Genomic DNA, 25495 nt, shown 5'->3' on the forward strand with positions numbered 1-25495 from the left:
ACATAAAGCTTGTGGTCCGGGCCACAGGGCGCACCGCCATCGCACCTCCCTTGAGCCGCAAGGAGACCACACGATGCTGCCCTGGTTCCGTGCTGCGCGCGTCCCCCGCACGCGCAGCGTCTTCGCCGCCTTCCTCCTGGCCATCACCCTCTTGGTCGCCCCCACGGCGACCGCGACCGCGGCGACCCCCACCGCCGCGACGGCCACTTCACGTGGCTGGAACGACTACTCCTGCAAGCCCTCCGCCGCCCATCCCCGCCCCGTCGTCCTGGTCCACGGAACCTTCGGGAACTCGATCGACAACTGGCTGGGCCTCGCCCCCTACCTGGTCAACCGGGGCTACTGCGTCTTCTCCCTCGACTACGGCCAGCTCCCCGGCGTGCCGTTCTTCCACGGCCTGGGACCTGTCGACAAGTCCGCCGAGCAGCTCAGCGTCTTCGTCGACAAGGTGCTGGCCGCCACCGGAGCCCCGAAGACCGACATCGTCGGCCACTCCCAGGGCGGCATGATGCCCAACTACTACCTGAAGTTCCTCGGCGGCGCGGCCAAGGTCAACGCCCTGGTCGGCATCGCCCCGAGCAACCACGGCACCACTCTGCTCGGCCTCACCAAGCTGTTGCCGTACTTCCCCGGAGTGGAGAAGTTCATCAACGACAAGACCCCCGCCCTCGCCGACCAGGTCGTGGGCTCGCCCTTCATCACCAAGCTCACGGCGGGCGGCGACACCGTGCCCGGCGTCCGCTACACGGTCATCGCCACCAAGTACGACCAGGTGGTGACCCCGTACCGCACGCAGTACCTGGACGGCCCCAACGTGCGCAACGTCCTGCTCCAGGACCTGTGCCCGCTGGACCTGTCCGAGCACCTGGCCATCGCCACCGTCTCCCGGATCGCCTTCCACGAGGTGAACAACGCCCTGGACCCGGCGCGCGCCACGCCCACGACCTGCGCCTCGGTGATCGGCTGACACCCGGAATCGCCAAGGGCCGAGGCCGTTGTCCGGTGGGGCGGACAGCGGCCTCGGCCCGTTTTCTTACGCCTGCCTCACCCCGGAAGCCCGGGGCGGCAGCGTTTCAGCGGGTCAGCGCCCGTGACGGCCACCGGAGGCGGTGGCCCGGCGGCGCTGCGAGGCGAAGAGGACGCCCGCGCCGGCGGCGAGCACGGCGGCCCCGCCCACCGCGAGGTAGGTGCTGCTGCTCGACCCTCCGGTCTCGGCCAGCACGTCGCCCTGCCCGACGGCGTTGGCCTGCGGCGCATTGCCTTCGGCTTCGGTCTTCTCCCCGGGGGCCGGGGCGGCGACATTGACCTTGGCGCCGGTGTTGGCGTCGTCGTCGCCGTGCCCGTTGTGCTCGACGGAGGACTTCTCGGCGCCCTTGGCGATGTCGTCCTCGGAAGGCGCGGAGGGAGCGGAGGGTGCGGGCGCAGGAGCGGGAGCGCCACCGTCGGTCTTGGGCGCCTCACCCGCAGGCTTCTCCTCCGCCGGCGCCTCGCCCCCACCGGCGCTGCCCGACCCACCACCGAAGATCACGTCGGAGCAGGCGTAGAAGGCCTCGGGGGAGTCGGAGCGCTGCCACACGGTGTAGATCAGCTGGCGTCCCGCCCGGTCGGGGATGTTCCCCTCGAAGACGTACGAACCGTCCACCAGCTTCGGGTCGGTGACCTCGGCGAACGGCTTCGCCTCCAGGTCCGACCAGGCCAGCGGCTTCGTCGGGTCGTACGCCGCCTTGGTCATGTACAGCTCGAAGGACCCCTTGTGTGGGGCGGTGGCCCGGAACTTGAAGGTGTGGTTGCCCGCCTTCACGGGGGAGGCCGGCCAGTCGGCGCGCGGCAGGTCGAGCCCGCGGAACTTGTCGTTGGCGGCGCTGCACAGCTTGCCGTCCGGGATCAACTCCTGGTGCTTGCCAGCCGCGTTGGCGATGTTCACCCCGTTCCAGTCGTACAGCGCCTGCGTACCCCCGCCGCCACCGCCGCCTTGCACGCCGCCGACACCGGGCTCTCCGGCCCCTCCGCGAAGCACGCCGACACCCGGCTCACCGGGTCCGTCAGCGAACCGTGCGCGAGCGCCGGAGCAGCGGCGAGTCCGGCCAGTGCGAACGGTGCGAAACCGAGGGCAACGATCCCGGCGGCCTTGCGACGAGCGGTCATGGAGGGTTCTCCTTCACAGCGGCACAACAGTGGGTCGCCGGTCCCTGAATCCGTCCCGGCGCTCAGCAAGCTAGCCCCTCGAAACGCCGAAAACCCCTGCTGGGACGGGGTGGAGGAGATCCTTATGGTCCTTTTAAGGAGGGGCTAAGAGGGCGCTGAGGTGGGAGGGCGCTGTGGGGGATCGAAGCCTGCCGGCCTGTGCGGAGACCGCCATGGAACAGTCACTCGATCGGTGGCGGTGACATCATCACGATCGGCCCCGCGTTCCTGCGCGCACCCGGACGAGACGCAGGTCGCTGACCTATGAGCGATGGCAGCGCATTCGGAGGATTCGGCAGACATGGTCGCTCCACGCCGGAAGGATGAGGAGCATGACCGAGCAGCAGGGTGTGTCTCAGGACCACGAGCCCTTCCGTCCCCGCTTCGCCACTTTCAAGAGCATCCGAGCCGCGCAGCCGGCGTGGGACAGCTACGACTCGACCCGCGACGGAATCCGTCCGATGCCGGGCATGTACGCGGTGAGCCGGAGGCCCAACTGGTGGGGCGCAGGTGCTACTCCTGAGGAACTTCACCGGCTGGCGAAGGACAGCGGCATACCCGTGTCGTGGGTGGCCCCTGCCCACGTGCTGCGACATCTGCTCGATACCGGCGACCATGACGCGCGGCTGGGAGTCCTCGTTGATCACCAAGACGAAATCCGGATGCTGTGCAAGGAGACGGCCGAATACTGCGACGACGAGTGGCTCGGAGACGCTCCTGAGATGGCGGCCAAGGTCGTAGCAGCCTGGGGTGACGGTCATCCGGAGACGGCCGCCTGTATGGCGCTACTGGCGGTCGAGGAACTGGCTCATCAAGTAAGCCGGGTTGACCGAAGCAAGAAGCACAAGGGGCTCCAGGACATTGCCAAGGCAGTGGTCTCCAACAGCGACTGGTTTCCTCAAGGGCAGACTGTCCTGAGCCCGCTTTTCCCGCTGTACGCACAGTATTGGGCGCACAAAGGCCACGAGGTTCCCGAGCAGCTTTCCCGTCATGCCTTGGTGCACAGCATCTCACTCGGACACCTCAGCAAAGGGCACGCAATTGTCGCGATCATGCTGATGATTTCGTTGCTGCGGGAACTGCAGGAGCGATGCGACGAGGTCCGGGACGATATGCATGCCAACGATCCCGAAGTGGAGTGACATGGGCCGCCGAACCAGCCACCTGAACAAGAATGACGGGTGCAGTTCGCCGCGTGGTTGAACGACCGCTCATCCGCTCTCGCGGGAACACTCGGCCCGCTCAGCTCAGCTACGCAAGGGGGCCCCGCCAGTCGGTGGGGCCCCCTTTGCAGGCCCTCCCGCCCCTGCCTCCCGGCCGACGCCTCACCCCACCCACCGGTACCGCCGCTCCGGCCGCCCCGTCCCCCCGTACCGCAGGGTCACCTCCGCCCGGCCCGTCCCGACGAAGTGCTCCAGGTAGCGGCGGGCGCTGACCCGGGACAGGGTGCCTGCCTCGGCGCATTCCGAGGCGGAGAGGCCCTCGGGGTGGGCGCGGAGGGTGCGTTCCACCAGGTCGGCCGTGGGGGCGGCCAGGCCCTTGGGGAGTTCTCGGGAGCCGGGCGGGCGGGGGCCGAAGATCTGGTCCACGTCCTCCTGGCGGGCCTCGCCCAACTCGTCCAGGCGGGTGCGGAGGGCGGCGACATGGCGCAACTGCTCCTGGAGGGCGGCCCGGTTGAACGGCTTGATGAGGTAGTGCAGAGCCCCGGCCCGTAGCGCCGCCCGGATCACTCCGGCGTCCTTGGCCGCCGTGATGAACAGGGCGTCCGTGCTGGGGCGCGAGGCGTCCCGCTCCTCCGCCGTGCGCAGGGCGCGCAGGACGTCGATCCCGTCCATGTCGGGCAAGTAGATGTCCAACAGGACCAGATCGGGGCACAGTTGCTCGGCCGCGCGCAGGGCGTCGGCGCCGTTGTGTGCCACCCCGACGACCGTGAAGCCGTCCATCGCGGACACATAACGGCTGTGCAGTTTCGCGACCATGAAGTCGTCGTCCACCACCAGCACCGTCGTCACGCCGACACGCTAGGGCGCGACCGCAACGACCACAACGTCCGTTGATTCCGGAAGAGAGACATGCCCGTAACGCGGGGGCAACATGTGGGCCACTTCACAGCGAAAGGCGGAACCCGTGCGACTGCGCACTCCCCTCGCCCTGCTCGGAGCCGCCCTGTTGGTGCTCGTCGGGCCGCCCCTGCTCGCCACGGGCGACGGCTCCGACACCGGCACCCAGATCCCCGGGCTCCGCTTCATGGTCCCCAACACCCCCGGCGGCGGCTACGACATCACCGCCCGCACCATGGCCAGGAACGCCGAGGACGCCGGACTCACCCACAACATCGAGGTGTTCAACCTGCCGGGAGCCGGCGGTACGGTCGGGCTGGCCCGGCTCGTCGGTGAGCACGGCAACGGCAAGCTCGCCCTCTCCATGGGCCTCGGCGTCGTCGGCGCCGTCCACACCAACAAGTCCCCGAGCACCCTCGCCGACACCACCCCCATCGCCCGGCTCACCGAGGAGCCGGACATCGTGGTCGTCGGCAAGGACTCCCCGTACCGCACCATCGGTGACCTCCTCACCGCCTGGAAGAAGAACCCGGCCGCGGTGCCCGTCGGTGGTGGATCCTCGCCCGGCGGGCCCGACCACCTCGCCCCCATGCTCATGGCGCAGGCCGCCGGGATCGCCCCCAAGGCGGTCAACTACGTCCCCTTCGACGGCGGCGGCGAGCTGCTGGCCTCCGTCCTCGGCAACAAAGTCGGCTTCGGCGTCTCCGGCCTCGGTGAGTACCGCGACCAGATCGAGGCCGGCGAACTGCGCCTCCTCGCCGTCACCGGCCCCAAGCGGGTGCCCGGCATGGAGGCGCCCACCCTGCGCGAGGCCGGACTCGACACCGAGTTCACCAACTGGCGCGGCATCGTCGCCCCGCCCGGCCTCTCCGACGCCGAACGCACCAAGCTCATCGGCCTGATCACCGAGCTGCACGCGTCGAAGGAGTGGAAGGAGTCGCTGGAGAAGAACGGCTGGGACGACGCCTTCCTCGCCGGTGAGCCCTTCGGGGACTTCCTCGACGAGCAGGACCGGCGCGTCGGCACCGTACTCAAGGAGCTGGGGCTGTGACCGCCGAATCCACCGGGCCTGCCGAATCCCAGGGGCCTGCCGAATCCACCGGGCCCGACGAATCCCAAGGGCCTGCCGGAGCCACAGGTTCCGACAGAGAGCCCGCCCAGGAGCAGAGCACCACCACCCGCTCCTGGCTGCGCGACCACTCCGAACTCGGCGTCTGCGTCCTCCTCCTCGCCATCGGCACCCTTGTCCTCACCGACGCCCTCACCATGAGCGTCGACATCGCCCAGCGCGGCCCCATCGGCCCCCGTACCGTCCCCTTCGTCGTCGGCTCCGCGCTGCTCCTCGTCGCCGTCCTCCTCGCCGTCGACGTCCTGCGCGGCGGACGCGGCGAGGCCGAGGGCGGGGAGGACGTCGACCTGGACGAGCCCGCCGACTGGCGCACCGTCCTCCTGCTGAGCGGCGTCTTCCTCGCCACCGCCGTTCTGATCGGCCCCCTCGGCTTCCCCATCGCCGGGGCCCTGCTCTTCTGGGGCTCCGCCTACGCGCTCGGCAGCCGCCACTACGACCGCGATCCGCTCATCGCCGCCGTGCTCTCCCTCGCCACCTACTTCCTCTTCGACAACCTCCTCGGTGTCCCCCTCCCGGGCGGCCCGCTGATGGGAGTGATCTGACCGATGGACTCCCTCAACTCCCTCCTCGACGGCTTCGGCACCGCGCTCACCCCGATGAACCTGCTGTGGGCCGCCATCGGCGTCCTGCTCGGCACCGCCATCGGGGTGCTGCCCGGCATCGGGCCCGCCATGGCCGTGGCGCTGCTGCTCCCGGTGACGTACGGACTCGACCCGACCGGCGCGTTCATCATGTTCGCCGGGATCTACTACGGGGCGATGTTCGGCGGCTCCACCACCTCGATCCTCCTCAACACCCCCGGCGAGAGCGCCGCCGTCGTCGCCGCGATCGAGGGCAACCCGATGGCGAAGGCCGGACGCGGCGCCCAGGCGCTGGCCGCCGCGGCCATCGGCCACTTCGCGGGCGGGATGATCGGCACGATCCTGCTGGTCGCCCTCGCCCCGACGGTCGCCTCCCTCGCCATCGGCATCGGCGCCCCCGACTACTTCGCGATCATGGTGCTGGCCTTCATCGCCGTCACCTCCGTCCTCGGCGCCTCCCGCGTCCGGGGGCTCGCCTCGCTCCTCATCGGCCTCACCATCGGACTCGTAGGCCTCGACCAGATGACCGGCCAGCAGCGCCTGACCTTCGGCTCCCTCCAACTCGCGGACGGGGTCGACGTGGTGATCGTCGCGGTCGGCCTCTTCGCCATCGGTGAGGCCCTCTGGGTCGCCGCCCATCTGCGCCGGACCACCGGCGAGCCGATCCCCGTCGGGCGTCCCTGGCTCGGCCGCAGCGACCTCCGCCGCACCTGGAAGCCCTGGCTCCGCGGTCCGCTCATCGGCTTCCCGTTCGGCGCGATACCGGCGGGCGGTGCGGAGATTCCTACCTTCCTCAGTTACGTCACGGAGAAGCGGCTCTCCAGGCACCGCGCCCAGTTCGGCAAGGGCGCCATCGAAGGTGTCGCGGGACCGGAGTCGGCGGCCTCCGCCTCCGCTGCCGGAACGCTCGTCTCGATACTCACTCTCGGTCTGCCCACCACCGCCGTCGCCGCCGTGATGCTCGCCGCCTTCCAGCAGTACGGGATCCAGCCCGGGCCGCTGCTGTTCGAGCGGGAACCCGAGCTGGTCTGGGGGCTCATCGCCTCGCTCTTCGTCGGCATGGTGCTGCTGCTCGCCCTCAACCTGCCGCTCGCCCCCGTCTGGGCGAAACTCCTGCGGATCCCGCGCCCCTACCTCTACGCGGGCATCCTCTTCTTCGCCGCCGTCGGCGCGTACGCGGTCGGCGGGGAGTCCCTGGACCTGGTGATCCTCCTGATCATCGGCCTGATCGGGTTCGGCATGCGGCGGTACGGGCTGCCGGTGCTCCCCGCCGTCATCGGGGTCATCCTCGGCCCGGCCGCCGAACAGCAACTGCGCCGCGCGCTCCAGATCAGCGACGGCAGCGTCACCGGACTCGTCAACACCCCGTTCTCCGTCACCGTCTACGCGATCGTGGCGCTGATCCTCGCCTGGCCGCTGGTGTACCGGCTGGTCGTCGTGCGGCGGCGGGGCGACCGGGAGGAGGGCGGGAAGACCGGCGCTGTCAGTGGTGGCTGAGAGTATCGACGACATGACGACGATCGACTGGGACGCGGCCGCCGGATCCTTCGACGAGGAGCCCGACCACGGGCTGCTCGACCCCGTCGTACGCGATGCGTGGGCCGGCCGGCTGGAGAGCTGGCTGCCCGCCACGCGCGGCGATGTGCTGGACCTCGGGTGCGGTACGGGGAGCCTCTCGCTGCTCGTCGCCGGTCAGGGGCACCGGGTCACCGCCGTGGACCGGTCGCGGAAGATGGCCGAGCTGGCCCGCGCCAAGCTCGCCGGGACCGGGGCGGAGGTCCTGGTGGGGGACGCGGCCCGGCCGCCGGTGGGGGAGCGGGCGTTCGACGTGATCGTGGCCCGGCACGTCGTCTGGCTGCTGCCCGATCCGGCGGCGGCCCTGGCCCACTGGTTCGCACTGCTGAAGCCGGGCGGGCGGCTGGTCCTGATCGAAGGGGTGTGGGGCGGTGTCGGGCTCCCGGCGGAGCGGGTCACCGCCCTCCTCGCCGCGCACACCGAGCGCGTCCACCACGAGGACCTGGCGGGTGACGCGCGGCTCTGGGGCAAGGAGGTCGACGACGAGCGGTATGCCCTGGTCGCCCGCGCCGAGCCGCCCCACCGGCACACCGAGGTCGTCGACGTCCACCTGATCCTGCGCAGGGGCCCGGACGTCCTGCTCGCCCGCCGGGCCAACACGGGGTACGCGGACGGCCTGCTCCACCTGCCCTCCGGCCACGCGGAGGACGGCGAGGACGTCCGCGAGGCGATGCTCCGGGAGGCCGCCGAGGAGATCGGCGTCGTCCTGGACCCGGACGAGGTGCGGGTCGCCCTCGTGATGCAGCACCGGGGGCCCGGCGGCGGGGCGCGCATGGGGTGGTTCTTCCTCGCGGAGTACGACGACGAGCGCCCGCCGCACAACGCGGAGCCGGAGAAGTGCTCCGAGCTGGACTGGTTCCCGCTGGACGCCCTCCCGGACGACATGGTCGCGTACTGCCGTGCGGGCCTGGACGGTTACCGGTCGGGCGAGCACTTCCTGATGCACTGGCACGAGGACGGCGACCCGGTCGCCCACCGGCCGGACGGCCCCCGCCGGGTCGTGGTCCTGCCCTCCGCCACGGAGCGGACCGGGCAGGTGCACCACATCGAGCTGTGGGTGCCAGAGCTGACGGCCGCCGAGCGGAGCTGGGGGTGGCTGCTGGAGCGGCTCGGCCATCTCCCGTACCAGCGCTGGGCCCACGGCCGCAGTTGGCGGCGCGGGGAGAGTTACGTGGTCGTCGAGCAGTCCCCGGACCTCTCCGCCGACCACCACGACCGCCGCCGCCCGGGCCTCAACCATCTGGCGTTCCATGTCGCGGACCGGGCCACGCTGGACTCCCTGACGGCCGAGGCACCCTCGTACGGCTGGCGCCTGCTGTACCCCGACCGCCACCCGCACGCCGGTGGGGAGGGCCACTGCGCCGCCTATCTGGAGGACGCGGCGGGGTACGAGGTCGAGCTGGTGGTGGAGTCCATGTCGATGCCCAGACCCTGAGGCCCCGTCGTCCAGCTCCTGAAGCCCCGCCGTCCGGACCTTGAGGCTCCGTCGTCCAGGCTCCGAGGCCCGTTGTTCAGGCTCTGAGGCCGTGTCGGCGGGTCGAGGCGTGCGGTGCGGTCAGGTCAGCAGGTCCCTGAGCCCCTTCAGGTCCTCCGTCCGGGCCAGCCGTTCCAGCTCGTCCAGGGCGGCGGTCGCCGCGTCGGCCGCCCCGGGGTCGCGCCCGGCCAGGCCGCTCGCCGCGAACTCGTCCTCGTCCAGCCGCAGTACGGAGGAGCCGTCCGCCGACACCCACAGATCCAGGTCCAGATCCTCGACCGTCAGCACCCCGTCCGTCAGGACCGCGGGGCGGGTTATGTCGCAGTACCAGCCTTTCAACTCGCCGTCCCCGGCGCGCACCTCCTTCACCGCGTACCACCGGTCCCGCCAGTAGTGCTCGGTGAAGACATCGCCCGGTTCGAACCGTACGAAGCCGAAGTCCCGGACCTCCGGAGCGGCCCAGGGCGCCCGGACGGTGATCCGGGTGCCGTCGTCGCGTACCGGCTCCGCCGGATACCTGATCTTGGTGCGGCCCGCCTTGGTCAGGGCGACGGTCACGGGCCGGGAGCGGGGCGTGCCGGGTTCAGCCGAGGGTGCGGGCATGGCGGACCTCCGTGGCGCGGACCGTGTAGCCGAACCACTTGTTGATGGCGAGCATCGGGGCGTTGCCCGTGTCGTTGGAGGTGTAGGCATCCGTGTAGCCGGCCGCCCGCGCCCGGTGCAGCGAGTCGTTCTTCGCCAGCTTGGCCAGGCCCCGCCCCCGGAAGGCCCGCAGGGTGCCGGTCATATTGCTGGAGTACGTCCGCTCCCCGTCGGTGCCCGCCGCGCTGAACGCCGCCACCCGGCCGTCCACCAGGGCCACTGTGGTCAGCGCGGAGTCGAAGGCCGGATGGCGCCAGATGTTCGTCAGCCAGTCCTCGTAGTCGTCCAGTTCGGTGGGGATGTCGCTGGGCTCGTCCAGCGTCACCTGGGCGTCCGCCTCGAAGAGCGGCCGGGGATCGTCGTCGAAGTCGGACCCCGGCCTCAGCTCGACGCCCGCCGGGGCCTCCTGGAGCGGGGGCAGGGTCCCGCCCGCCAGATCCAGATGCTGGAAGTGCGCGGAGCGGCCCGGCCGGTAGTCCCGGGCGCGCGCGAACTCCAGGTTCTCCGGTGTGTCCAGCACCCAGGCGTGCACGACCGTGGCCCCGGCCTGCGCGAGATGCTCCTCCGCCGTGCTCAACAGCAGCGAGCCCGCCCCGTGGCCGGTGTGGCCGGGAAGCACGTGCGGGGTGCAGAAGCCCTGGCCCGGCTCCGGGCTGTCGTGGGCGATCCCGGCCTGCGCGGTGCCGACGATCTCGCCGTCCCGCTCCGCCACCAGCAGCCGGTAGCGGCGGTCCGGATGGGCGTGGGCCAGGTCGTGGACGACCTGCTCCGGGGTGGTGACCAGATACGGGACCACCGCCCGCCGGACGCGGGTCCACGCCTCGGCGTCGGACGGCCGGAAATCGCGCACAATCACTGTCATGCGGCGGAGGTTACGCGCGGCCCCGCCGCGATCGCCTCCCCTTTTTCCGGCCGTGGGGGACAATCGGCGGGTGACTGAGAAGATCGTCCTGGACCCGGACTCCGGCATCGCCCCGTACGAGCAACTGCGCCTCCAGCTCTCCGAACTGGCCCGCTCCGGCGCGCTCCCCGTCGGCCACCGGCTCCCGACCGTACGCGGCTTCGCCGAGGAGCTGGGCCTCGCCGCCAACACCGTGGCCAAGGCCTACCGCGCGCTGGAGGCCGACGGCGTGATCGAGACCCGGGGACGGAACGGGAGCTTCATCGCGGCCGCCGGGGGAGCGGCCGAGCAGAAGGCCGCGGCCGCCGCGCAGAGCTACGCGGAGGCCGCCCAGCGCCTCGGGCTCTCCCGGGACCGGGCACTCGCGCTCGCCCAGGACGCGGTACGGGCGGCGTACGCGCGCTGAGGGGGTCGGGCCCGCCTCGGCGTACGCCCGCTGAGAGGCCGGGCCCACCCCTCGGCATACGCGCGCTGAGGGGCAGGCCCCGGCTGCTGAGAGGGCCGGGCCCGCCCCTCGATGGACGCCCGCTGGAGGACAGGCCCCCCTCGGCGTACGCCCGTTGGAGGCCCACCCCCGTACCTCGGCGTACGCCCGCTGGGGCCACCCCCGTACCCCCTCCTACAGATACAGCCCCGCATCCGCCCCCGCGTCCTGCTTCGGCACCGACGCGGGGCCCGTGCCCCGGCGCAGGGCGTACAGCTCCGCGAGCGAGCTGCCCTCGCGGCCCACGCCCTCCTCCGTGCCCAGCCAGGCCACCGACTCCCGGCGGGTCAGCGGGCCCACCTCGATCCGGGCCAGACAGCGGCCCGGGCGGACGACCGCCGGGTGCAGCCGCTCCAGGTCCTCGTTGGTGGTGACCCCCACCAGCACGTTCCGGCCCTGGCCGAGCAGGCCGTCCGTCAGGTTCAGCAGCCGGGACAGCGCCTGGCCCGCCGTGTGCCGGGCCTCGCCCCGGATCAGCTCGTCGCAGTCCTCCAGGAGCAGCAGCCGCCACCGGCCCTTCGCGGAGCCGTCGTCCTCCCCGATCGCGATGTCCATGAGATAGCCGACGTCGTTGAAGAGCCGCTCCGGGTCCAGTACGCAGTCGACCTGGCACCAGTCCCGCCAGGATCGGGCCAGCGTGCGCAGCGCCGAGGTCTTGCCGGTGCCCGGCGGCCCGTGCAGCAGGAGCAGCCTCCCCGCGATGCCGTCCGGGGTGACCTTCATCAGCCGGTCCATGGCATCGGCCACCGGGGCGGTGTAGTTGGGGCGGATCTCGTCCCAGCTCCCGGCGGTGATCTGCCGGGTGGTGCGGTACGGGCCGCGGCGCGGCGAGACGTACCAGAAGCCCATGGTCACGTTGTCGGGCTGCGGCTCCGGTTCGTCCTGGGCGCCGTCGGTCGCCTGGCCGAGGACCTTCGCCGCCAGCTCGGGGCTGGTCGCGGTGACCGTGACGTCCGCGCCGTGCTTCCACCGGGAGGCCAGCAGGGTCCAGCCGTCGCCCTCGGCCAGCGTGGCGCTGCGGTCGTCGTCGCGGGCGGACCGCAGCACCGAGGCGTGCGGGGGCAGCAGGGTCGCCCCGGCCTTGACCCGGTCGAGGGAGGAGCTGTGGGAGTACGGCTGCTCGCCCGTCGCGAAGCGGCCGAGGAAGAGCGCGTCGACGACGTCGGACGGTGAATCGCTGTCGTCGACGTTGAGCCGGATCGGCAGAGCGGATTCGGGATTGGCTGGCATGGCGCCCATGATCCGGCACGGGGCCACCCCGTGCACCAGGTTTCCCCGGGAGGACGAACCGCACCGGACGTGACGGATCGGCACCCGGAAGCGACGGACCCGACACCGGACGTGATGGACCGACACCGGATGTGACGGAACGCCACCGGCGCGTCAAGGCGCGCGCGTTGAACTCCGGACGGCGGGCGGAAGCACTCGGAACTTATTTTTGGCATGAACACTTCCAGTAGGCCCGGCGCGCTGCTACTACGGAGTAGCGCAGATACCCCCTGCTCACTGACTCCCCCCACCCTCAAGGAGTGCCCCCATGAAGATGTCCAGACTTGTGGCGTTCTCGTCCTCGCTCCTGCTCGGTGCCGCCCTCGCCCTGACCGGTGCGGGGATCGCGAACGCCGACTCGTCGGTCAAGGCCGTCGACTACGTCGCCCTCGGTGACTCGTACTCCTCCGGCGTCGGCGCCGGCAGCTACGAGAGCGCCAGCGGCGACTGCAAGCGCAGCACCCGCGCCTTCCCCCGGCTCTGGGCCAACGCCAACTCCCCGTCCAGCTTCGCCTTCACCGCCTGCTCCGGCGCCCGCACCAACGACGTCACGAGCAGTCAGCTCGGGCCGCTCAACGCCTCCACCGACCTGGTCTCCATCTCCATCGGCGGCAACGACGCCGGCTTCGCGGACGTCATGACGACCTGTGTCCTGCAGTCCGAGGCCACCTGCCTCAACCGCATCGCCACCGCCCGCGCCTACGTCGACTCCACCCTGCCCGGCCGCCTCGACTCCGTGTACAACGCCATCAAGGCCAAGGCCCCCAACGCCCGGGTCGTCGTCCTCGGCTACCCCCGCTTCTACCAGCTGAACGGCACCTGCGTGGCCGGTCTCAGCGAGCGGGAGCGCGCCGCCATCAACGGCGCCTCCGACCACCTGAACACCGCCACCGCCAAGCGCGCCGCCGACCACGGCTTCGCCTTCGGTGACGTCAGGACGACCTTCACCGGCCACGAGATCTGCTCCAGCAACTCCTGGTTGCACAGCGTGAACTGGCTCAACATCGGTGAGTCCTACCACCCCACCGCCGCCGGACAGTCGGGCGGCTATCTGCCGGTCTTCAACTCGGCTGCCTGATAAGTCAGTTGCTCCATCAGTCGGCTCTCCGTGCGGGAGGCCCCGGCCGCCGGGGTCTCCCGCACCGCCGTGCAACCCATCCGAACTGTCCGAAGTCGCCCGGGAATCAGGCGAATTCGGTAACTGGTCGTCAACCTCCGTATGTGTGTGCTCGATCCTGCGGGCGGGATACCCGTGTGTCACCGTGGGGCGATAGGGTTAACCTGCCCGGACCGGGTGCCCTCGTACGGGTGGGGAGTGACATGGAACAGATAACGGTGCGGAGCAGGCCGCGAGTGCCTGCCATCACATGCGGAAGCGGTGCGACCAGTACGCGCCTCGACCGCCATCTCGCGGTGCTCGGCGGCCCTGTCGTGCCGCAGCGCGAGGCGGCGGAAGCGACGCTGCTGATGCGTGAGCTGACCTCGCGTGATGCCGCGCACACCCGCCGGAGCAGGAGCGCCCGTGTGTCGCTCTTCGCCCCGCTGCGGCGACTGCGGCGTTCGCTCTTCGGCAGCCGCCACTGACGGGTTCACCACGGGGCCGGCCCACCGCTCGGGGCGGCCCTGCGCTCGGTCCACCCCATCTCGCCCGGGCGGGGCCCGCGCTCGGCCCACCCCACCGTTCGGGGCGGGCCTGTTGCTCGATCCACCCCACCACCCGGGGCGGATCAGGCGATCACTCCGTCCCGGCGCAGCGCTGCTGTCTGCTCATCCGTCATCCCCAGCGCCCGCAGCAGCGCATCGGTGTGTTCCCCCAGCGCCGGCACGGCACCCATCCGGGGCTCCGCCCCGCCCGGCAGCGTGATCGGCGGCAGCAGCGCCCGCAACGGCCCCACCGGTGACTCCACTTCCCGCCATCGGTCCCGCGCCGCCAGCTGCGGATGCGCCGCCACATCGGCCACGGTGTTCAGCCGGGCGCACGCGATCCCCGCCGCCTCCAGCGCGTCCAGCGCCTCCCGGCCCGTCAGCCGGGCCAGCGCCCGCCCCACCACCTCGTCCGTCCGCTTCCGGTTCGCGGTCCGCGCGGTGTTCGTCGCGAAGTCCGGGTCCTCTGCCAACTCCGGCTCACCGAGCACCTGTTCGGCCAGCCGCCACCACTCCCGGTCGTTCTGCACGGAGAGCAGCACCCGCTCACCGTCGGCCGTGCCGTACGCGTCGTACGGTGCGATCACCGAGTGCGCCAGTCCGGTACGCGGCGGGGTCGCGGACCCGTGCATCCCCTGGTGCAGCGGGTGGCCCATCCACTCGGCCAGCGCGTCCAGCATGGAGACCTGCACCGGCCCGCCGCGCCCAGTCGTCCCGCGCCGCAGCAGCGCCGCCAGCACCCCGGAGAACGCGTACATGGCCGCCGCGATGTCCGCCGCTGGAATCCCCGCCTTCACCGGCTGCGCGGCGGTCCCGGTCACCGAGACCAGCCCCGCCTCGCACTGCACGAGCATGTCGTAGGCCCGCTTGTGCGCGTACGGTCCGCCCTCCCCGTACCCGGAGATGTCCACGGCCACCAGCCGCGGGTGCGCCGCACAGAGCGTCGCGGCGTCCAGTCCGAGCCGGGCCGCCGCACCCTGCGCCAGATTCTGTACGAACACATCGGCCTCGGCGACGAGTTCACGCACCACCGCCAGCCCGCGCGGGTCCTTCAGATCGACGGCCAGCGACTCCTTGCCCCGGTTGCACCAGACGAAGTGCGAGGCGAGACCCCGGGCCGCCGTGTCGTAACCGCGCGCGAAGTCACCGCCGTCCGGGCGCTCCACCTTGATCACCCTGGCCCCGAGGTCGGCGAGCTGGCGGGTGGCGAAGGGGGCGGCGACGGCCTGCTCGACGGCCACCACGGTGATGCCGTCGAGGGGGAGGGGCGAGGTATCCATGGGCCGTGCTTACCGTGCCGACCGGCCCCTTCGCCACTCCGCGCCCCTCACAGCAGCGCGAACTGCCCCTCCGGCCCCTCCTCCTGGTGGCCGAGGACCGAGGCCGGGCGCCGGGCGGAGGCGGGCACCGGCAGCACCCCGGCCGCCCGCAGCTCCTCCCGGGAGATCAGCGATGCCCCCGCCCCTTCCAGTCGGGCCGCCAGCGCCTCCCGCCGGGGCCGCACCCCGTCCAGCAGAGCCAGTACGGTGATCAGCTCCAGCAGCTCCGAGGTCCACTCGGGCGTCCACCCGCGCGCCCCCACCGCGTCGAGCCCGTCCGCGTCCGCCCCCTCGGGCACCGCGCCCACCGCGGCCGCCGCCCGGCGCCCGAACCACAGCTCCAGCACCCGCACCCCGCTCACCGTGAACTCCCAGGCCTCGGCCGGGACCGGCGAGATCCGGCCCTCCCCGATGACCAGCGCCTCGGCCTCCGCGTCGTAGGCGATCCCGGGCGGCCGGGCCGGGAGCGCCGCCCGTACGTAGGGCCTGCGCCCGCCCGGCAGCCGGGGCCGTTCCCCGCCCCGGGCCCCGCGCAGCCGGAGCCGTACCAGCTCCTCGCCCAGCTCCACCCCGGCCGCCCACACCCCGGAGTCGGCGGGCAGGGGGACCCGGCAGCCGGACGGGGTGGGCACGGCGGCGGCCAGGGCCCAGGCGAGGACGGCCTCGGGTGTGGCCTCCGGGTCCAGCCGCGCCCGCACCACGGCCAGCAGCCCCGGGGCCAGGTTGGGGTCGGTGGCGCCGGGCCGCCGGTACAGCGGCCTGATCCGGCCCGGCCGTCCGGCGGGGGAGTGCCCGTCGGGGAGCAGATGGGTCACCGACAGGGCGGGGGCGGGGGCGAGGCCGGTGGCCTGGGGCACGTAACCGTGTTCGACCGCGAAGAGCTGCCGCTCGTCGCTGACCCGCCACAGCTCGGGGCGGGCCGCGTCGATCAGCCGGTGGTCGGGGAGCAGCCACTGCTCGTCGAACGGGCCGTGCAGAATCCGTACGGGATCGGGGCAGGCGCCCGGCTCCCGCGCGAAGCGGCCGGTGCCGGCGGCGGTCCCGGCCCCGGTGCTGGTCCCGGTGGCGGACCGGCCGGGCAGGGCGGCGACGGCTGTGTGCGGTGTACGGGAGCGGCTCGGGCGGAACAGCCGCTCCTGCTCGGCCCCTTCGGCGGCGGCCAGCCGCTCCCAGCGGGCCCGGAGCGCGGCGGGATCGGGGCCGGTCACCCAGGAACGGCCGGTTCTCAGGGGGCGTACCGACCACGGCATCAGCTCGTCCAGCTCCAGAGAGTCCGGGGAGTCCAGGGAGCCTGGGGAGTCCGTGGTCGTCGTAGCTCCACCTCTACCCGTGGCCGCATCTGTAGCTTTCGCAGTCGCCGCCGCCCTGCGCGCTGCCACCGAGCCGTCCTCCCCTGTCCGCCGTAAACCGGGGCCGCCGTGACCCGTTCGCATCGTAACGGCGGGGCGGTGCGCCCGGGGGACGGGTCAGCGGGCCTCCACCGTCAGGGAGAAGGAGAACCGGTCGCCCCGGTAGCGGATCCGGGCCACATCCACCACGCGGCCCTTCTCGTCGTACGTCACGCCCGTGTAGTGCAGGATCGGGCTCAGCAGGGGGACCTGGAGGAGGTCGGCGGTGACCGGGTCCGCGAGCCGGGCCTCGACGGTGTCGGTGATCCGGGAGATCTTGACCCCGACGATGTCGTGCAGCACCTTCGTCATCGGCCAGCGTTCGAGGTCGGTCAGGTCGATCCGGGCGGCGACCTCCGGGCGTACGGCGTTCTCCGCCCAGTTGGTCGGCTCACCGCTCTCACCGTCGCGGCGCAGCCGCCGGAAGCTGACCACCTCGCCGCAGTCCGGGAAGAACTCGGCGAGATCGCCCGGCACCGGCACCGTCCCGTGGCCGAGCACCGTCGTGGCGTCCCCGGACTGCTGGGCGACGATCGCGTCGACCGAACCCAGCAGCCGGACCGGGGTGGCCCGCCGGGCGCGCGGCTCGATGAACGTGCCGCGCCTCCGGTGCCGGCTGATCAGCCCCTCCGTCTCCAGCTCCTTCAGCGCCTGGCGCATCGTGAGCACGCTGACGCCGTAGTGCGTGGCGAGCTGCTCCTCGGTGGGCAGCCGGAGGGAGGCGTCCTGCGGGCGGCCGAGTATGGACGCCCGCAGCGACTGGGAGACCTGGTACCAGAGCGGCAGCTTCCGGTTGAGCACGAGCGAGTCGGGGGCGAAGGAAGGCGCGGAGGAGGGTGCGGAGGAAAGCGCGGAAGAGGGGGCAGGGGAAGGCGCGGAGGCCGACCCGGACCCTCCACGGGCATCCACCACGTCCTCGCGCGTCGCGAACTCACCCGTCGCCGTCTCATGGCTGTCTGTCACGTCGTCCCCGTCCCGTCCTCCGGGCCGCTCCGCCGCCCGCTCGCCCGCCGCCTGTGCCTACGGCCGGAAGTTGCGGCTCAGACCCTGCCACACGTCGTCGTAGCCGCGCTGCAGGTGGTCGGCCTCGGCCGCCTGCGGGGTGGCGATGATGGGCCACCGGGTCTCGAACATGAACGCCAGACCGTCGTCGATCTTCTGCGGCTTCAGCTCCGCCGCGCTCGCCCGGTCGAAGGTCTCCCGGTCCGGGCCGTGGGCCGACATCATGTTGTGCAGCGAGCCGCCACCGGGGACGAAGCCGTCCGCCTTCGCGTCGTACGCGCCCTCGATGAGCCCCATGTACTCGCTCATCACGTTCCGGTGGAAGTACGGCGGCCGGAACGTGTCCTCGCCGACCAGCCAGCGCGGCGCGAAGACGACGAAGTCGACACCGGCCAGGCCCGGGGTGTCGGACGGCGAGGTCAGGACCGTGAAGATCGAGGGGTCGGGGTGGTCGTAGCTGATCGTGCCGATGACGTTGAACCGGCGCAGGTCGTAGACGTACGGGGCGTGCGTGCCGTACCAGGCGACGACGTCGAGCGGGGAGTGGTCGTACGTGGCGGTCCAGAGGTTCCCGCAGTACTTGTTGATCACCTCCACCGGCCGGTCCTCGTTCTCGTACGCGGCGACGGGGGCCAGGAAGTCCCGGGCGTGTGCCAGGCCGTTGGCGCCGATCGGCCCGAGGTCCGGGAGGGCGAACGGGCGGCCGTAGTTCTCGCAGACGTACCCGCGTGCGGTCTCGTCCAGCAGCTCCACCCGGAAGCGGACCCCGCGCGGGATCAGCGCCACATGGCCCGGTTCGGCGCGCAGCAGGCCCAGTTCGGTGCGGAGCAGCAGGCCGCCGCGCTCCGGGACGATCAGCAGCTCACCGTCGGAGTCGCTGAACACCCGGTCGGTCATGGAGGAGTTGGCGTGGTAGAGGTGCACCGCCATGCCCGTGCGCTGGGTGGCGTCGCCGTTGCCGCCCAGGGTCCACAGCCCGCTGACGAAGTCCGTGCCGGGGGCCGGGTCGGGGAGCGGGTTCCAGCGGAGCCGGTTCGGGTCCGGCACGGTCTCGGTGAAGGGGGCCGTGCGCAGGTTGCCGTTGCCGGTCCGGGTGAAGGCCGGGTGGGCGGCGGAGGGGCGGATCCGGTAGAGCCAGGAACGGCGGTTGTCCGCGCGGGGCTCGGTGAACGCGGAGCCGCTCAGCTGCTCGGCGTAGAGGCCGAGGGGGGCGCGCTGGGGGGAGTTGCGGCCGTGCGGCAGCGCCCCGGCGATCGCCTCCGAACTGTGCTCGTTGCCGAAACCGGAGGAGTACGTCAGCGCCTCCGCCGTCTTCCTGGCCTGCTCGATCCCGCTCATCCCGCACTCCCGATGCCGATGAAGCCCGTGGATCCGCCGGACAACGAATCCTATGGGACACCGTAGGAATAGGAGGTGGGGCGCGTCAACGGCAGGGATCACGCCATTCGGGGCGTATGTCGGGTGGGGGAGGCCCGGTGCGTACGTACGGTCCGGTGCGGGGAGGCCAGGTGCGTGGTGTGGGGAGGTCCGGCGCGCGGGTGTGGGGAGGCCCGGCACTCGGGTACGGGGAGGTCGGGCGCGCGGGTACGGAAAGGTCCGGCGCTCGGGTGCGGGCGGGTACGGGGAGGTCCGGCACCCGGGTCCCCGGGGCCCACGGCATCATGGGTCCGTGCCCCACCCGAACCCGAACCTCCGCCGCGCCCCCGTGCAGCAGCGCAGCGCCGACCGGCTCGCCCGGATACTCGACGCCTGCGCCGGACTGCTCGACGAGACCGGCTACGAGCAGCTCTCCACCCGTGACGTCGCCCTGCGCGCCGAGGTGCCCATCGGCTCCGTCTACCGCTTCTTCTCCAACAAGCGGGCCCTCGTCGAAGCCCTCGCGCTGCGGAACCTGGAGCTGTACGCCGAACGCATCACGGCCCGGCTCGACTCCGTGCCCGCCGGGGACTGGCGCGGCGCCATCGACGCGGTGCTGGACGAGTACCTGGAGATGAAGCGGACCGTGCCCGGGTTCGCCCTGGTCGACTTCGGGCCCCCGTCGCCCGCGGAGGGCCCGGCGGACGACGCCAACCGGCGCCTGGCGGACCGCCTCGCCGAACTCCTCGCCGGGCACCTCGGCCGTGACCCCGGGCCGGAGCTGCTGCGGGCCATCCTGGTCAGCGTCGAGGCCGCCGACGCACTGCTCCAGCTCGCCTTCCGTAGGGACCCGGAGGGTGACCCGGCGATCGTGGCCGAGACCCGGACGCTGGTACTGGCGTACCTCGCGCAGATCCTGGACTGAGGGCGGCCGGGGCGCGGGTGGGGGTGCCCTTCGGTGCCCCGGCCCCGGTTCAACCCCGGTCCTCCAACACCTCCCCGTCATGCGTACCGGTCGGTATGCTCGCCGTGCCGACACCGTCGTACGTGCGCCGTCGCCCGGGGAGGGCCCATGTCCCACGCATCCCGTACAGGAACCGGAGCAGGAACCGGAACTGGTACCCGTACCGCACCCCGTATCTGCCCCCTCTGCGAAGCCACCTGCGGCCTCACCCTCACCATCGAGGGGACCACCGTCACCGGAGCGCGCGGCGACCGCGACGACATCTTCAGCCGGGGTTTCATCTGCCCCAAGGGGGCGTCCTTCGGCGGGCTCGACGCCGACCCCGACCGGCTGCGGGTCCCGCTGGTGCGCGGGGAGGACGGGGAGCTGCGGGAGGCGACCTGGAGCGAGGCGTTCGACCGGATCGCCGCCCGGATACCGGCCCTGACCGAGGCCCACGGTCCACTGGCCGTCGGTGTGGTGCTCGGCAACCCCAACGTCCACACCATGGCGGGCGCCCTCTACCCGCCCCTGCTGCTGGCCGCCCTGCGCACCCGGAACGTCTTCACGGCCAGCACCCTGGACCAGATGCCCAAGCACGTCTCCAGCGGTCTGCTCTTCGGTGACGCGCACGCCATCCCCGTACCGGACCTCGACCGCACCGACCACCTCCTCCTGATCGGCGCCAACCCGCTGGAGTCCAACGGCAGCCTCTGCACCGCCCCCGACTTCCCGGGCCGCCTCAAAGCGCTGCGCCGGCGCGGCGGCACGCTCACCGTGATCGACCCGCGCCGCACCCGTACCGCCCGGCTGGCCGACCGGCACGTGGCGATCCGGCCGGGGGCCGACGCGCTGCTGCTCGCCGCGATGGCCCAGGTGCTCTTCGCGGAGAAGCTCGTGGACCCCGGGGCGCTCGCCGGGCACCTGGAGGGACTGGACGAACTCGCCGCCGCCCTGGCCGACTTCACCCCGGACGCGGTCGCCGCCGCCTGCGACGTGGACGCGGCCACCATCACCGCGCTCGCCCGGGAACTGGCCGCCGCCCCCACCGCCGCCGTCTACGGGCGGATCGGGAGCTGCACCGTCGAGCACGGCACCCTCGCCAGCTGGCTGGTGGACGTCCTGAACATCCTCACCGGCAACCTCGACCGCCCCGGCGGCGCGCTGTTCCCCCTCTCCGCGACGGCCCGCGCGCCGCGCCCCGCCGCTCCCGGCAAGGGCCCCGTCCCCGGCAAGGGCTTCGCCCTCGGCCGCTGGGCGAGCCGGGTCTCCGGACACCCCGAGGCCAAGGGCGAACTCCCCATCGCCGCCCTCGCTGAGGAGATCGAGACGCCCGGCGAGGGCCGTATCCGCGCCCTGATCGTGCTCGCGGCCAACCCCGTCCTCTCCGCCCCCGACGGCGACCGGCTCGACGCCGCCCTCACCGGTCACCTCGACTTCATGGTCAGCGTCGACCCGTATCTCAACGAGACCTCCCGCCACGCCGACGTCGTCCTGCCCCCGCCGCCGCCCTCGCAGAGCGCCCACTTCGACTTCGCCTTCAACTCCTTCGCCGTTCACAACCAGGTCCGCTACACCCCCGCCCCCGTCCCCCTGGAGGACGGGCGGATGGACGAGAGCGAGATCCACGCCCGGCTGATCCTCGCGGTGAGCGGGATGCACGGAGCCCCGCCCTCCGCCGTCGACGACCTGGCCATCTCCACCACACTCACCAAGGCCGGCGCCCCGCCCGAGCCGGCCGCCGGACTCACCGGCCGCAGCGGCCCCGAACGCCGCCTGGACCTCATGCTGCGGCTCGGCCCGTACGGACTGACGCTGGAGAAACTCCTCGCCCACCCGCACGGCATCGACCTCGGCCCGCTGAAACCCCGCCTCCCGGAGGTCCTGCGCACCCGCTCCGGCCGGATCGAACTGCTCCCCGCCCCGGTCGCCGCCGATCTGCCGCGCCTGCGCCGGGCGCTGGACGGCCGGCCCGCGCCGCTCGTCCTCGTCGGCCGCCGCCATCTGCGCTCCAACAACAGCTGGATGCACAACGTCGGTTCGCTCGGCGGCGGTTCCAACGTCTGCACCCTTCAGATCCACCCCGACGACGCGGCCCGGCTCGGGCTCAAGGACGGGACGACCGTACGGATCGAGTCGGCGGGCGGCGGGATCGAGGCCCCGGCCGAGATCACGGACACCGTACGGAGCGGAGTGGTGAGCCTTCCGCACGGCTGGGGCCACAGCCGCCCCGGCACCCGGATGTCCGTGGCCGCCGCCACCCCCGGGGCGAACGTGAACCAACTGCTCGACGGCACCCTCCTGGACCCGCTCTCGGGGACGGCGGTGCTCAACGCCATCCCGGTCACCGTCACCCCGTCCGGCTGACACCCCGTCCCACTGATCCCACCGCCGACTGGCACCACCGCGTTGACCTGGGGTTTTGCTCGTATTGCTCACGCGTCAACGTCTTGTTAACTCTTCGGAGGCGCCCCTAACGTCGTCCGGACCGACCGCCGGGACCGGTGGAAGTTCAAGGATGAACGTTAGGTATCTCCCATGCTGACAATCCTCGGCTTCGCCATGATCGCGACCTTCCTGGTCCTGATCATGACGAAGAAGATGTCGCCGATCGCGGCGCTGGTACTGATCCCCGCACTGTTCTGTGTCGCCGTCGGGCAGGGAGCGCAGCTCGGCGACTACGTCATCGACGGCGTCGGCAACCTGGCGCCGACCGCCGCCATGCTGATGTTCGCCATCGTCTACTTCGGCGTGATGATCGACGTCGGCCTCTTCGACCCGATCGTCCGGGCCATCCTGCGGTTCTGCAAGGCCGACCCGATGCGGATCGTCGTCGGTACGGCGGTGCTCGCCGCGATCGTCTCGCTGGACGGCGACGGCTCGACCACGTTCATGATCACCGTCTCCGCGATGTATCCGCTCTACAAACGCCTCAAGATGAGCCTGGTCGTCATGACCGGGGTGGCGGCCACGGCGAACGGTGTCATGAACACCCTGCCCTGGGGCGGCCCCACCGCCCGCGCCGCCACCGCGCTCAAGCTGGACGCCTCCGAGATCTTCGTCCCCATGATCCCGGCCCTGGCCGTCGGACTGCTCGCCGTTTTCCTGCTGGCGTACGTGCTGGGCCTCCGCGAGCGCAAGCGCCTGGGCGTCCTCACGCTGGACGAGGCGCTGGTACGGGAGCCGGAGCGGGAGACCGTGACGGTCGGCGGAGGCGGCAGCAGTGGCGGTGCTGCGGTCGGCGGTACGGGTGGCAGTACGGCGGGTGGCGATGGTAAGGGCGGTGGCGTCCGGCTCCGCAAGAACCCGGCCTCCCCGGCCTCCCCGTCCTCCCGGGGATCCGGGACCACGGACGCGGACCCGGCCGAAAGCACGGGCGACGACGAGGAGTTCAAGGGCCTCGACCCGAACCGGCCCACCCTCCGCCCCAAGCTCTACTGGTTCAACGCCGGGCTGACCGTCGCCCTGCTGACGGCCATGATCATGGAACTGATGCCGATCCCGGTGCTCTTCCTCCTCGGCGCCGCCCTCGCCCTCACCGTCAACTTCCCCCACATGCCCGACCAGCGGGCCCGGATCGCCGCCCACGCCGACAACGTCCTCAACGTCTCCGGCATGGTCTTCGCCGCCGCCGTCTTCACCGGCGTCCTGACCGGCACCGGCATGGTCGAGCACATGGCCGACTGGGTCGTCGGGGCCGTCCCCGACGCGATGGGCCCGCACATGGCGATCGTCACCGGTCTGCTCAGCCTGCCGCTCACCTACTTCATGTCCAACGACGGCTTCTACTTCGGCGTCGTCCCCGTCCTCGCGGAGGCCGGCGCGGCCCACGGGGTCTCCCCGCTGGAGATCGCCCGCGCCTCGCTGGCCGGCCAGGCCCTGCACATGTCCTCGCCGCTGGTCCCCGCCGTCTACGTCCTGGTCGGCATGGCCAGGGTGGAGTTCGGTGACCACACCCGGTTCACGGTGAAGTGGGCGGTGCTCACTTCGCTGGTGGTGCTCGGGGCGGGCATCCTGTTCGGCACGATCTGATGACCCCCGTACCCCTGGACACCTTCTGATGGACACCTTCTGATGGGCACCCTCACCTCCTGATGTCTTCCGCACCGCGACCCGGGCCCGGCAGGGGCTGGCTGCTGCGCCTCGTCATCGCCTTCGCTTTCGCACAGGGGGCGGTGTCGATGGCGCGGCCCGCCGTCTCCTACCGGGCTCTCGCGCTGGGCGCCGACGAGACGGCCGTCGGCGTCATCGCCGGGGTCTACGCCCTGTTGCCGCTGTTCGCCGCCGTCCCGCTCGGCCGCCGCACCGACCACGGCCGGTGCGCGCCCCTGCTGCCCATCGGGGTCGTGCTGATCTCCGGCGGCTGCGCGCTCAGCGGTGTCGTCTCCTCGCTGCCCGCGATGGCCGCGTGGAGCGGGGTGATGGGCCTGGGCCACCTCTGCTTCGTGATCGGCGCCCAGTCGATCGTGGCCCGGCAGTCCGCCCCGGCCGAACAGGACCGCAACTTCGGCCACTTCACCATCGGCGCCTCGCTCGGCCAGTTGGTCGGCCCGATCGCTGCGGGAGCGCTGATCTCCGGCGGGAGCGGTGCTCTGGGGCGTACGAGCGCCCTCGCGCTCCTCGTCTCGGCGGCGGTCTGCGCGGTCGCGCTCACCTCGCTCTGGCGCATCGAGCACCGGCGTACGCCCGGCGCCGCGCCTGCGGCTGGGAAGTCGACCGCCAAGGCCAGGACCGGGGCCAGGACCAAGGCCAACGCCAAGCCCAAGGTCCCGGTCACCGCCATCCTCGGCGCGCGGGGCGTCCCCGCCGGGATCTTCATCAGCATGGCGGTCCTCTCCGCCACCGACATCCTCACCGCCTATCTGCCGGTCGTCGGCGAGCACCGGGGGATCGCCCCCGCCACGGTCGGGCTGCTGCTCAGCCTGCGGGCCGCCGCCTCCATCGCCTGCCGCCTCGCGATGCCCGTGATGCTCCGGCTGCTGGGCCGGACGGCCCTCCTGGTCACGAGCTGTCTGCTGGCCGGGTTGATCTGCGCGGGGATGGTCCTCCCGGTTCCCGTACCGGTGCTCGCCGTGATGCTGGCCGCCCTCGGGTTCTGCCTCGGCGTCGGCCAGCCGCTGTCGATGACCACGGTGGTCCGGGCCGCCCCCGCCGACGCCCGGTCCACCGCCCTCGCCCTCCGGCTGACCGGCAACCGGCTGGGCCAGGCCGCCGCCCCCGCCGCCGCGGGCCTGATCGCGGGTACGGCGGGGGCGGCGGCCCCGTTCGCGCTGCTCGGCGCCCTGCTGCTGGCGGCGGCGGGCCTCGGCCTGCGGGGAGGCGGAGCGGGCGGGACGTCCGTACGACCGGAGCCCGCTCCCGTACCGCCCGCGCCGGATCCCGTACAGCCCGCACCCGATCCCGTACGTGAGCGGGGTGCACCCCGGGCCGACGCGCCCTGACGGCCCCGACCGCTCTGACCGACGGAGAGCCCTGATGGCGTGCCCCGGGGGCGCACGCCTCCCGGCGTGACGGGCGTCTCCGGGGGCTCCCTGGCGCCGGAAA

General features: G+C 72.3%; 21 protein-coding genes and 1 pseudogene. 13 read left to right on the forward strand and 9 right to left on the reverse strand.

Annotation, left to right across the window (positions count from 1 at the left end; all coding sequences use genetic code 11):
* The first annotated feature begins 73 nt into the window (after positions 1 to 73).
* Positions 74 to 967, forward strand: coding sequence for an esterase/lipase family protein (locus tag DJ476_RS28420; RefSeq protein ID WP_103418656.1), 894 nt, complete (start codon positions 74 to 76; stop codon positions 965 to 967).
* Positions 968 to 1081: 114 nt separating this feature from the next.
* On the opposite strand, the pseudogene DJ476_RS28425 reads toward DJ476_RS28420, so the two are convergent.
* A pseudogene (locus tag DJ476_RS28425) lies at positions 1082 to 2145 on the reverse strand (lytic polysaccharide monooxygenase auxiliary activity family 9 protein).
* Between the two features lie 371 nt (positions 2146 to 2516).
* Here DJ476_RS28425 and DJ476_RS28430 point away from each other — a divergent pair.
* Complete coding sequence (locus DJ476_RS28430; RefSeq protein ID WP_112491856.1) at positions 2517 to 3326, forward strand: hypothetical protein; 810 nt, start codon at positions 2517 to 2519, stop codon at positions 3324 to 3326.
* Between the two features lie 183 nt (positions 3327 to 3509).
* Here DJ476_RS28430 and DJ476_RS28435 read toward each other — a convergent pair whose 3' ends face one another.
* Positions 3510 to 4163 carry a response regulator gene (locus DJ476_RS28435; protein WP_222518183.1) on the reverse strand — a complete coding sequence of 218 codons (654 nt, stop codon included), beginning with the start codon at positions 4161 to 4163 and terminating at the stop codon, positions 3510 to 3512.
* Between the two features lie 148 nt (positions 4164 to 4311).
* Here DJ476_RS28435 and DJ476_RS28440 point away from each other — a divergent pair, with 148 nt between their 5' ends.
* From DJ476_RS28440 to DJ476_RS28455, 4 genes are read left to right on the forward strand one after another with little or no spacing between them, the layout of a single operon-like run.
* Positions 4312 to 5295, forward strand: a complete 984-nt coding sequence (locus DJ476_RS28440) for a Bug family tripartite tricarboxylate transporter substrate binding protein (RefSeq protein WP_112491857.1) — start codon at positions 4312 to 4314, stop codon at positions 5293 to 5295.
* Positions 5292 to 5915, forward strand: coding sequence for a tripartite tricarboxylate transporter TctB family protein (locus tag DJ476_RS28445; protein ID WP_112491858.1), 624 nt, complete (start codon positions 5292 to 5294; stop codon positions 5913 to 5915). Before DJ476_RS28440 ends, DJ476_RS28445 begins: the two co-directional genes overlap by 4 nt.
* Before the next feature lie 3 nt (positions 5916 to 5918).
* A complete protein-coding gene (locus tag DJ476_RS28450; protein ID WP_112491859.1) occupies positions 5919 to 7451 on the forward strand; it encodes a tripartite tricarboxylate transporter permease in 1533 nt (510 codons plus the stop codon).
* A gap of 13 nt (positions 7452 to 7464) precedes the next feature.
* Positions 7465 to 8964, forward strand: coding sequence for a trifunctional class I SAM-dependent methyltransferase/NUDIX hydrolase/VOC family protein (locus DJ476_RS28455; RefSeq protein ID WP_112492648.1), 1500 nt, complete (start codon positions 7465 to 7467; stop codon positions 8962 to 8964).
* A 120-nt stretch (positions 8965 to 9084) separates the two neighbouring features.
* Here DJ476_RS28455 and DJ476_RS28460 read toward each other — a convergent pair whose 3' ends face one another.
* Both DJ476_RS28460 and DJ476_RS28465 read right to left on the reverse strand, forming a co-directional pair.
* Positions 9085 to 9606, reverse strand: a complete 522-nt coding sequence (locus tag DJ476_RS28460; RefSeq protein WP_112491860.1) for a DUF402 domain-containing protein — start codon at positions 9604 to 9606, stop codon at positions 9085 to 9087.
* The gene (locus DJ476_RS28465; RefSeq protein ID WP_103418667.1) at positions 9587 to 10507 is read right to left on the reverse strand and encodes a GNAT family N-acetyltransferase; all 921 of its coding nucleotides are present in this window, start codon (positions 10505 to 10507) and stop codon (positions 9587 to 9589) included. Before DJ476_RS28465 ends, DJ476_RS28460 begins: the two co-directional genes overlap by 20 nt.
* 70 nt (positions 10508 to 10577) lie before the next feature.
* On the opposite strand from DJ476_RS28465, the gene DJ476_RS28470 reads away from it, so the two are divergent.
* Positions 10578 to 10952: a GntR family transcriptional regulator gene (locus DJ476_RS28470; RefSeq protein WP_019766866.1), complete on the forward strand. Its 375-nt coding sequence runs from the start codon at positions 10578 to 10580 to the stop codon at positions 10950 to 10952.
* Between the two features lie 213 nt (positions 10953 to 11165).
* Here the strand turns inward: DJ476_RS28470 and DJ476_RS28475 are convergent, their stop codons facing one another.
* A complete protein-coding gene (locus tag DJ476_RS28475) occupies positions 11166 to 12260 on the reverse strand; it encodes a DUF5925 domain-containing protein (protein ID WP_112492649.1) in 1095 nt (364 codons plus the stop codon).
* A 307-nt stretch (positions 12261 to 12567) separates the two neighbouring features.
* Between DJ476_RS28475 and DJ476_RS28480 the strand changes: the two genes are divergently transcribed.
* Positions 12568 to 13377, forward strand: coding sequence for an SGNH/GDSL hydrolase family protein (locus DJ476_RS28480; protein ID WP_103418668.1), 810 nt, complete (start codon positions 12568 to 12570; stop codon positions 13375 to 13377).
* Between the two features lie 242 nt (positions 13378 to 13619).
* Positions 13620 to 13883 (forward strand): hypothetical protein, encoded by a 264-nt coding sequence (locus tag DJ476_RS28485; RefSeq protein WP_026237511.1) that lies wholly within the window; start codon positions 13620 to 13622, stop codon positions 13881 to 13883.
* A 143-nt stretch (positions 13884 to 14026) separates the two neighbouring features.
* Here DJ476_RS28485 and DJ476_RS28490 read toward each other — a convergent pair whose 3' ends face one another.
* The 4 genes from DJ476_RS28490 to hmgA form a co-directional block, all read right to left on the reverse strand.
* The gene (locus DJ476_RS28490; RefSeq protein WP_112491861.1) at positions 14027 to 15223 is read right to left on the reverse strand and encodes a CaiB/BaiF CoA transferase family protein; all 1197 of its coding nucleotides are present in this window, start codon (positions 15221 to 15223) and stop codon (positions 14027 to 14029) included.
* Between the two features lie 47 nt (positions 15224 to 15270).
* Positions 15271 to 16512, reverse strand: coding sequence for a type ISP restriction/modification enzyme (locus DJ476_RS28495; RefSeq protein WP_381247492.1), 1242 nt, complete (start codon positions 16510 to 16512; stop codon positions 15271 to 15273).
* 216 nt (positions 16513 to 16728) lie between these two features.
* Positions 16729 to 17613 (reverse strand): GntR family transcriptional regulator, encoded by an 885-nt coding sequence (locus tag DJ476_RS28500; RefSeq protein WP_208853541.1) that lies wholly within the window; start codon positions 17611 to 17613, stop codon positions 16729 to 16731.
* A 57-nt stretch (positions 17614 to 17670) separates the two neighbouring features.
* Positions 17671 to 18990 carry a homogentisate 1,2-dioxygenase gene (gene hmgA, locus DJ476_RS28505; protein ID WP_112491862.1) on the reverse strand — a complete coding sequence of 440 codons (1320 nt, stop codon included), beginning with the start codon at positions 18988 to 18990 and terminating at the stop codon, positions 17671 to 17673.
* Between the two features lie 331 nt (positions 18991 to 19321).
* Here hmgA and DJ476_RS28510 point away from each other — a divergent pair, with 331 nt between their 5' ends.
* The 4 genes from DJ476_RS28510 to DJ476_RS28525 all read left to right on the forward strand — a co-directional run bounded on the left by DJ476_RS28510 (position 19322) and on the right by DJ476_RS28525 (position 25392).
* A complete protein-coding gene (locus DJ476_RS28510; RefSeq protein ID WP_208853542.1) occupies positions 19322 to 19933 on the forward strand; it encodes a TetR family transcriptional regulator in 612 nt (203 codons plus the stop codon).
* Positions 19934 to 20080: 147 nt separating this feature from the next.
* The gene (locus DJ476_RS28515; protein WP_112491864.1) at positions 20081 to 22318 is read left to right on the forward strand and encodes a molybdopterin-dependent oxidoreductase; all 2238 of its coding nucleotides are present in this window, start codon (positions 20081 to 20083) and stop codon (positions 22316 to 22318) included.
* Positions 22319 to 22489: 171 nt separating this feature from the next.
* Positions 22490 to 23983, forward strand: a complete 1494-nt coding sequence (locus DJ476_RS28520; RefSeq protein WP_112491865.1) for a CitMHS family transporter — start codon at positions 22490 to 22492, stop codon at positions 23981 to 23983.
* A 62-nt stretch (positions 23984 to 24045) separates the two neighbouring features.
* Entirely contained in the window at positions 24046 to 25392 is a 1347-nt protein-coding gene (locus DJ476_RS28525; RefSeq protein WP_112491866.1) for an MFS transporter, read from the forward strand.
* Positions 25393 to 25495 lie beyond the last annotated feature (103 nt).

The organism is Streptomyces bacillaris, from assembly GCF_003268675.1.
GTDB classification, from domain to species: Bacteria; Actinomycetota; Actinomycetes; order Streptomycetales; family Streptomycetaceae; genus Streptomyces; species Streptomyces bacillaris.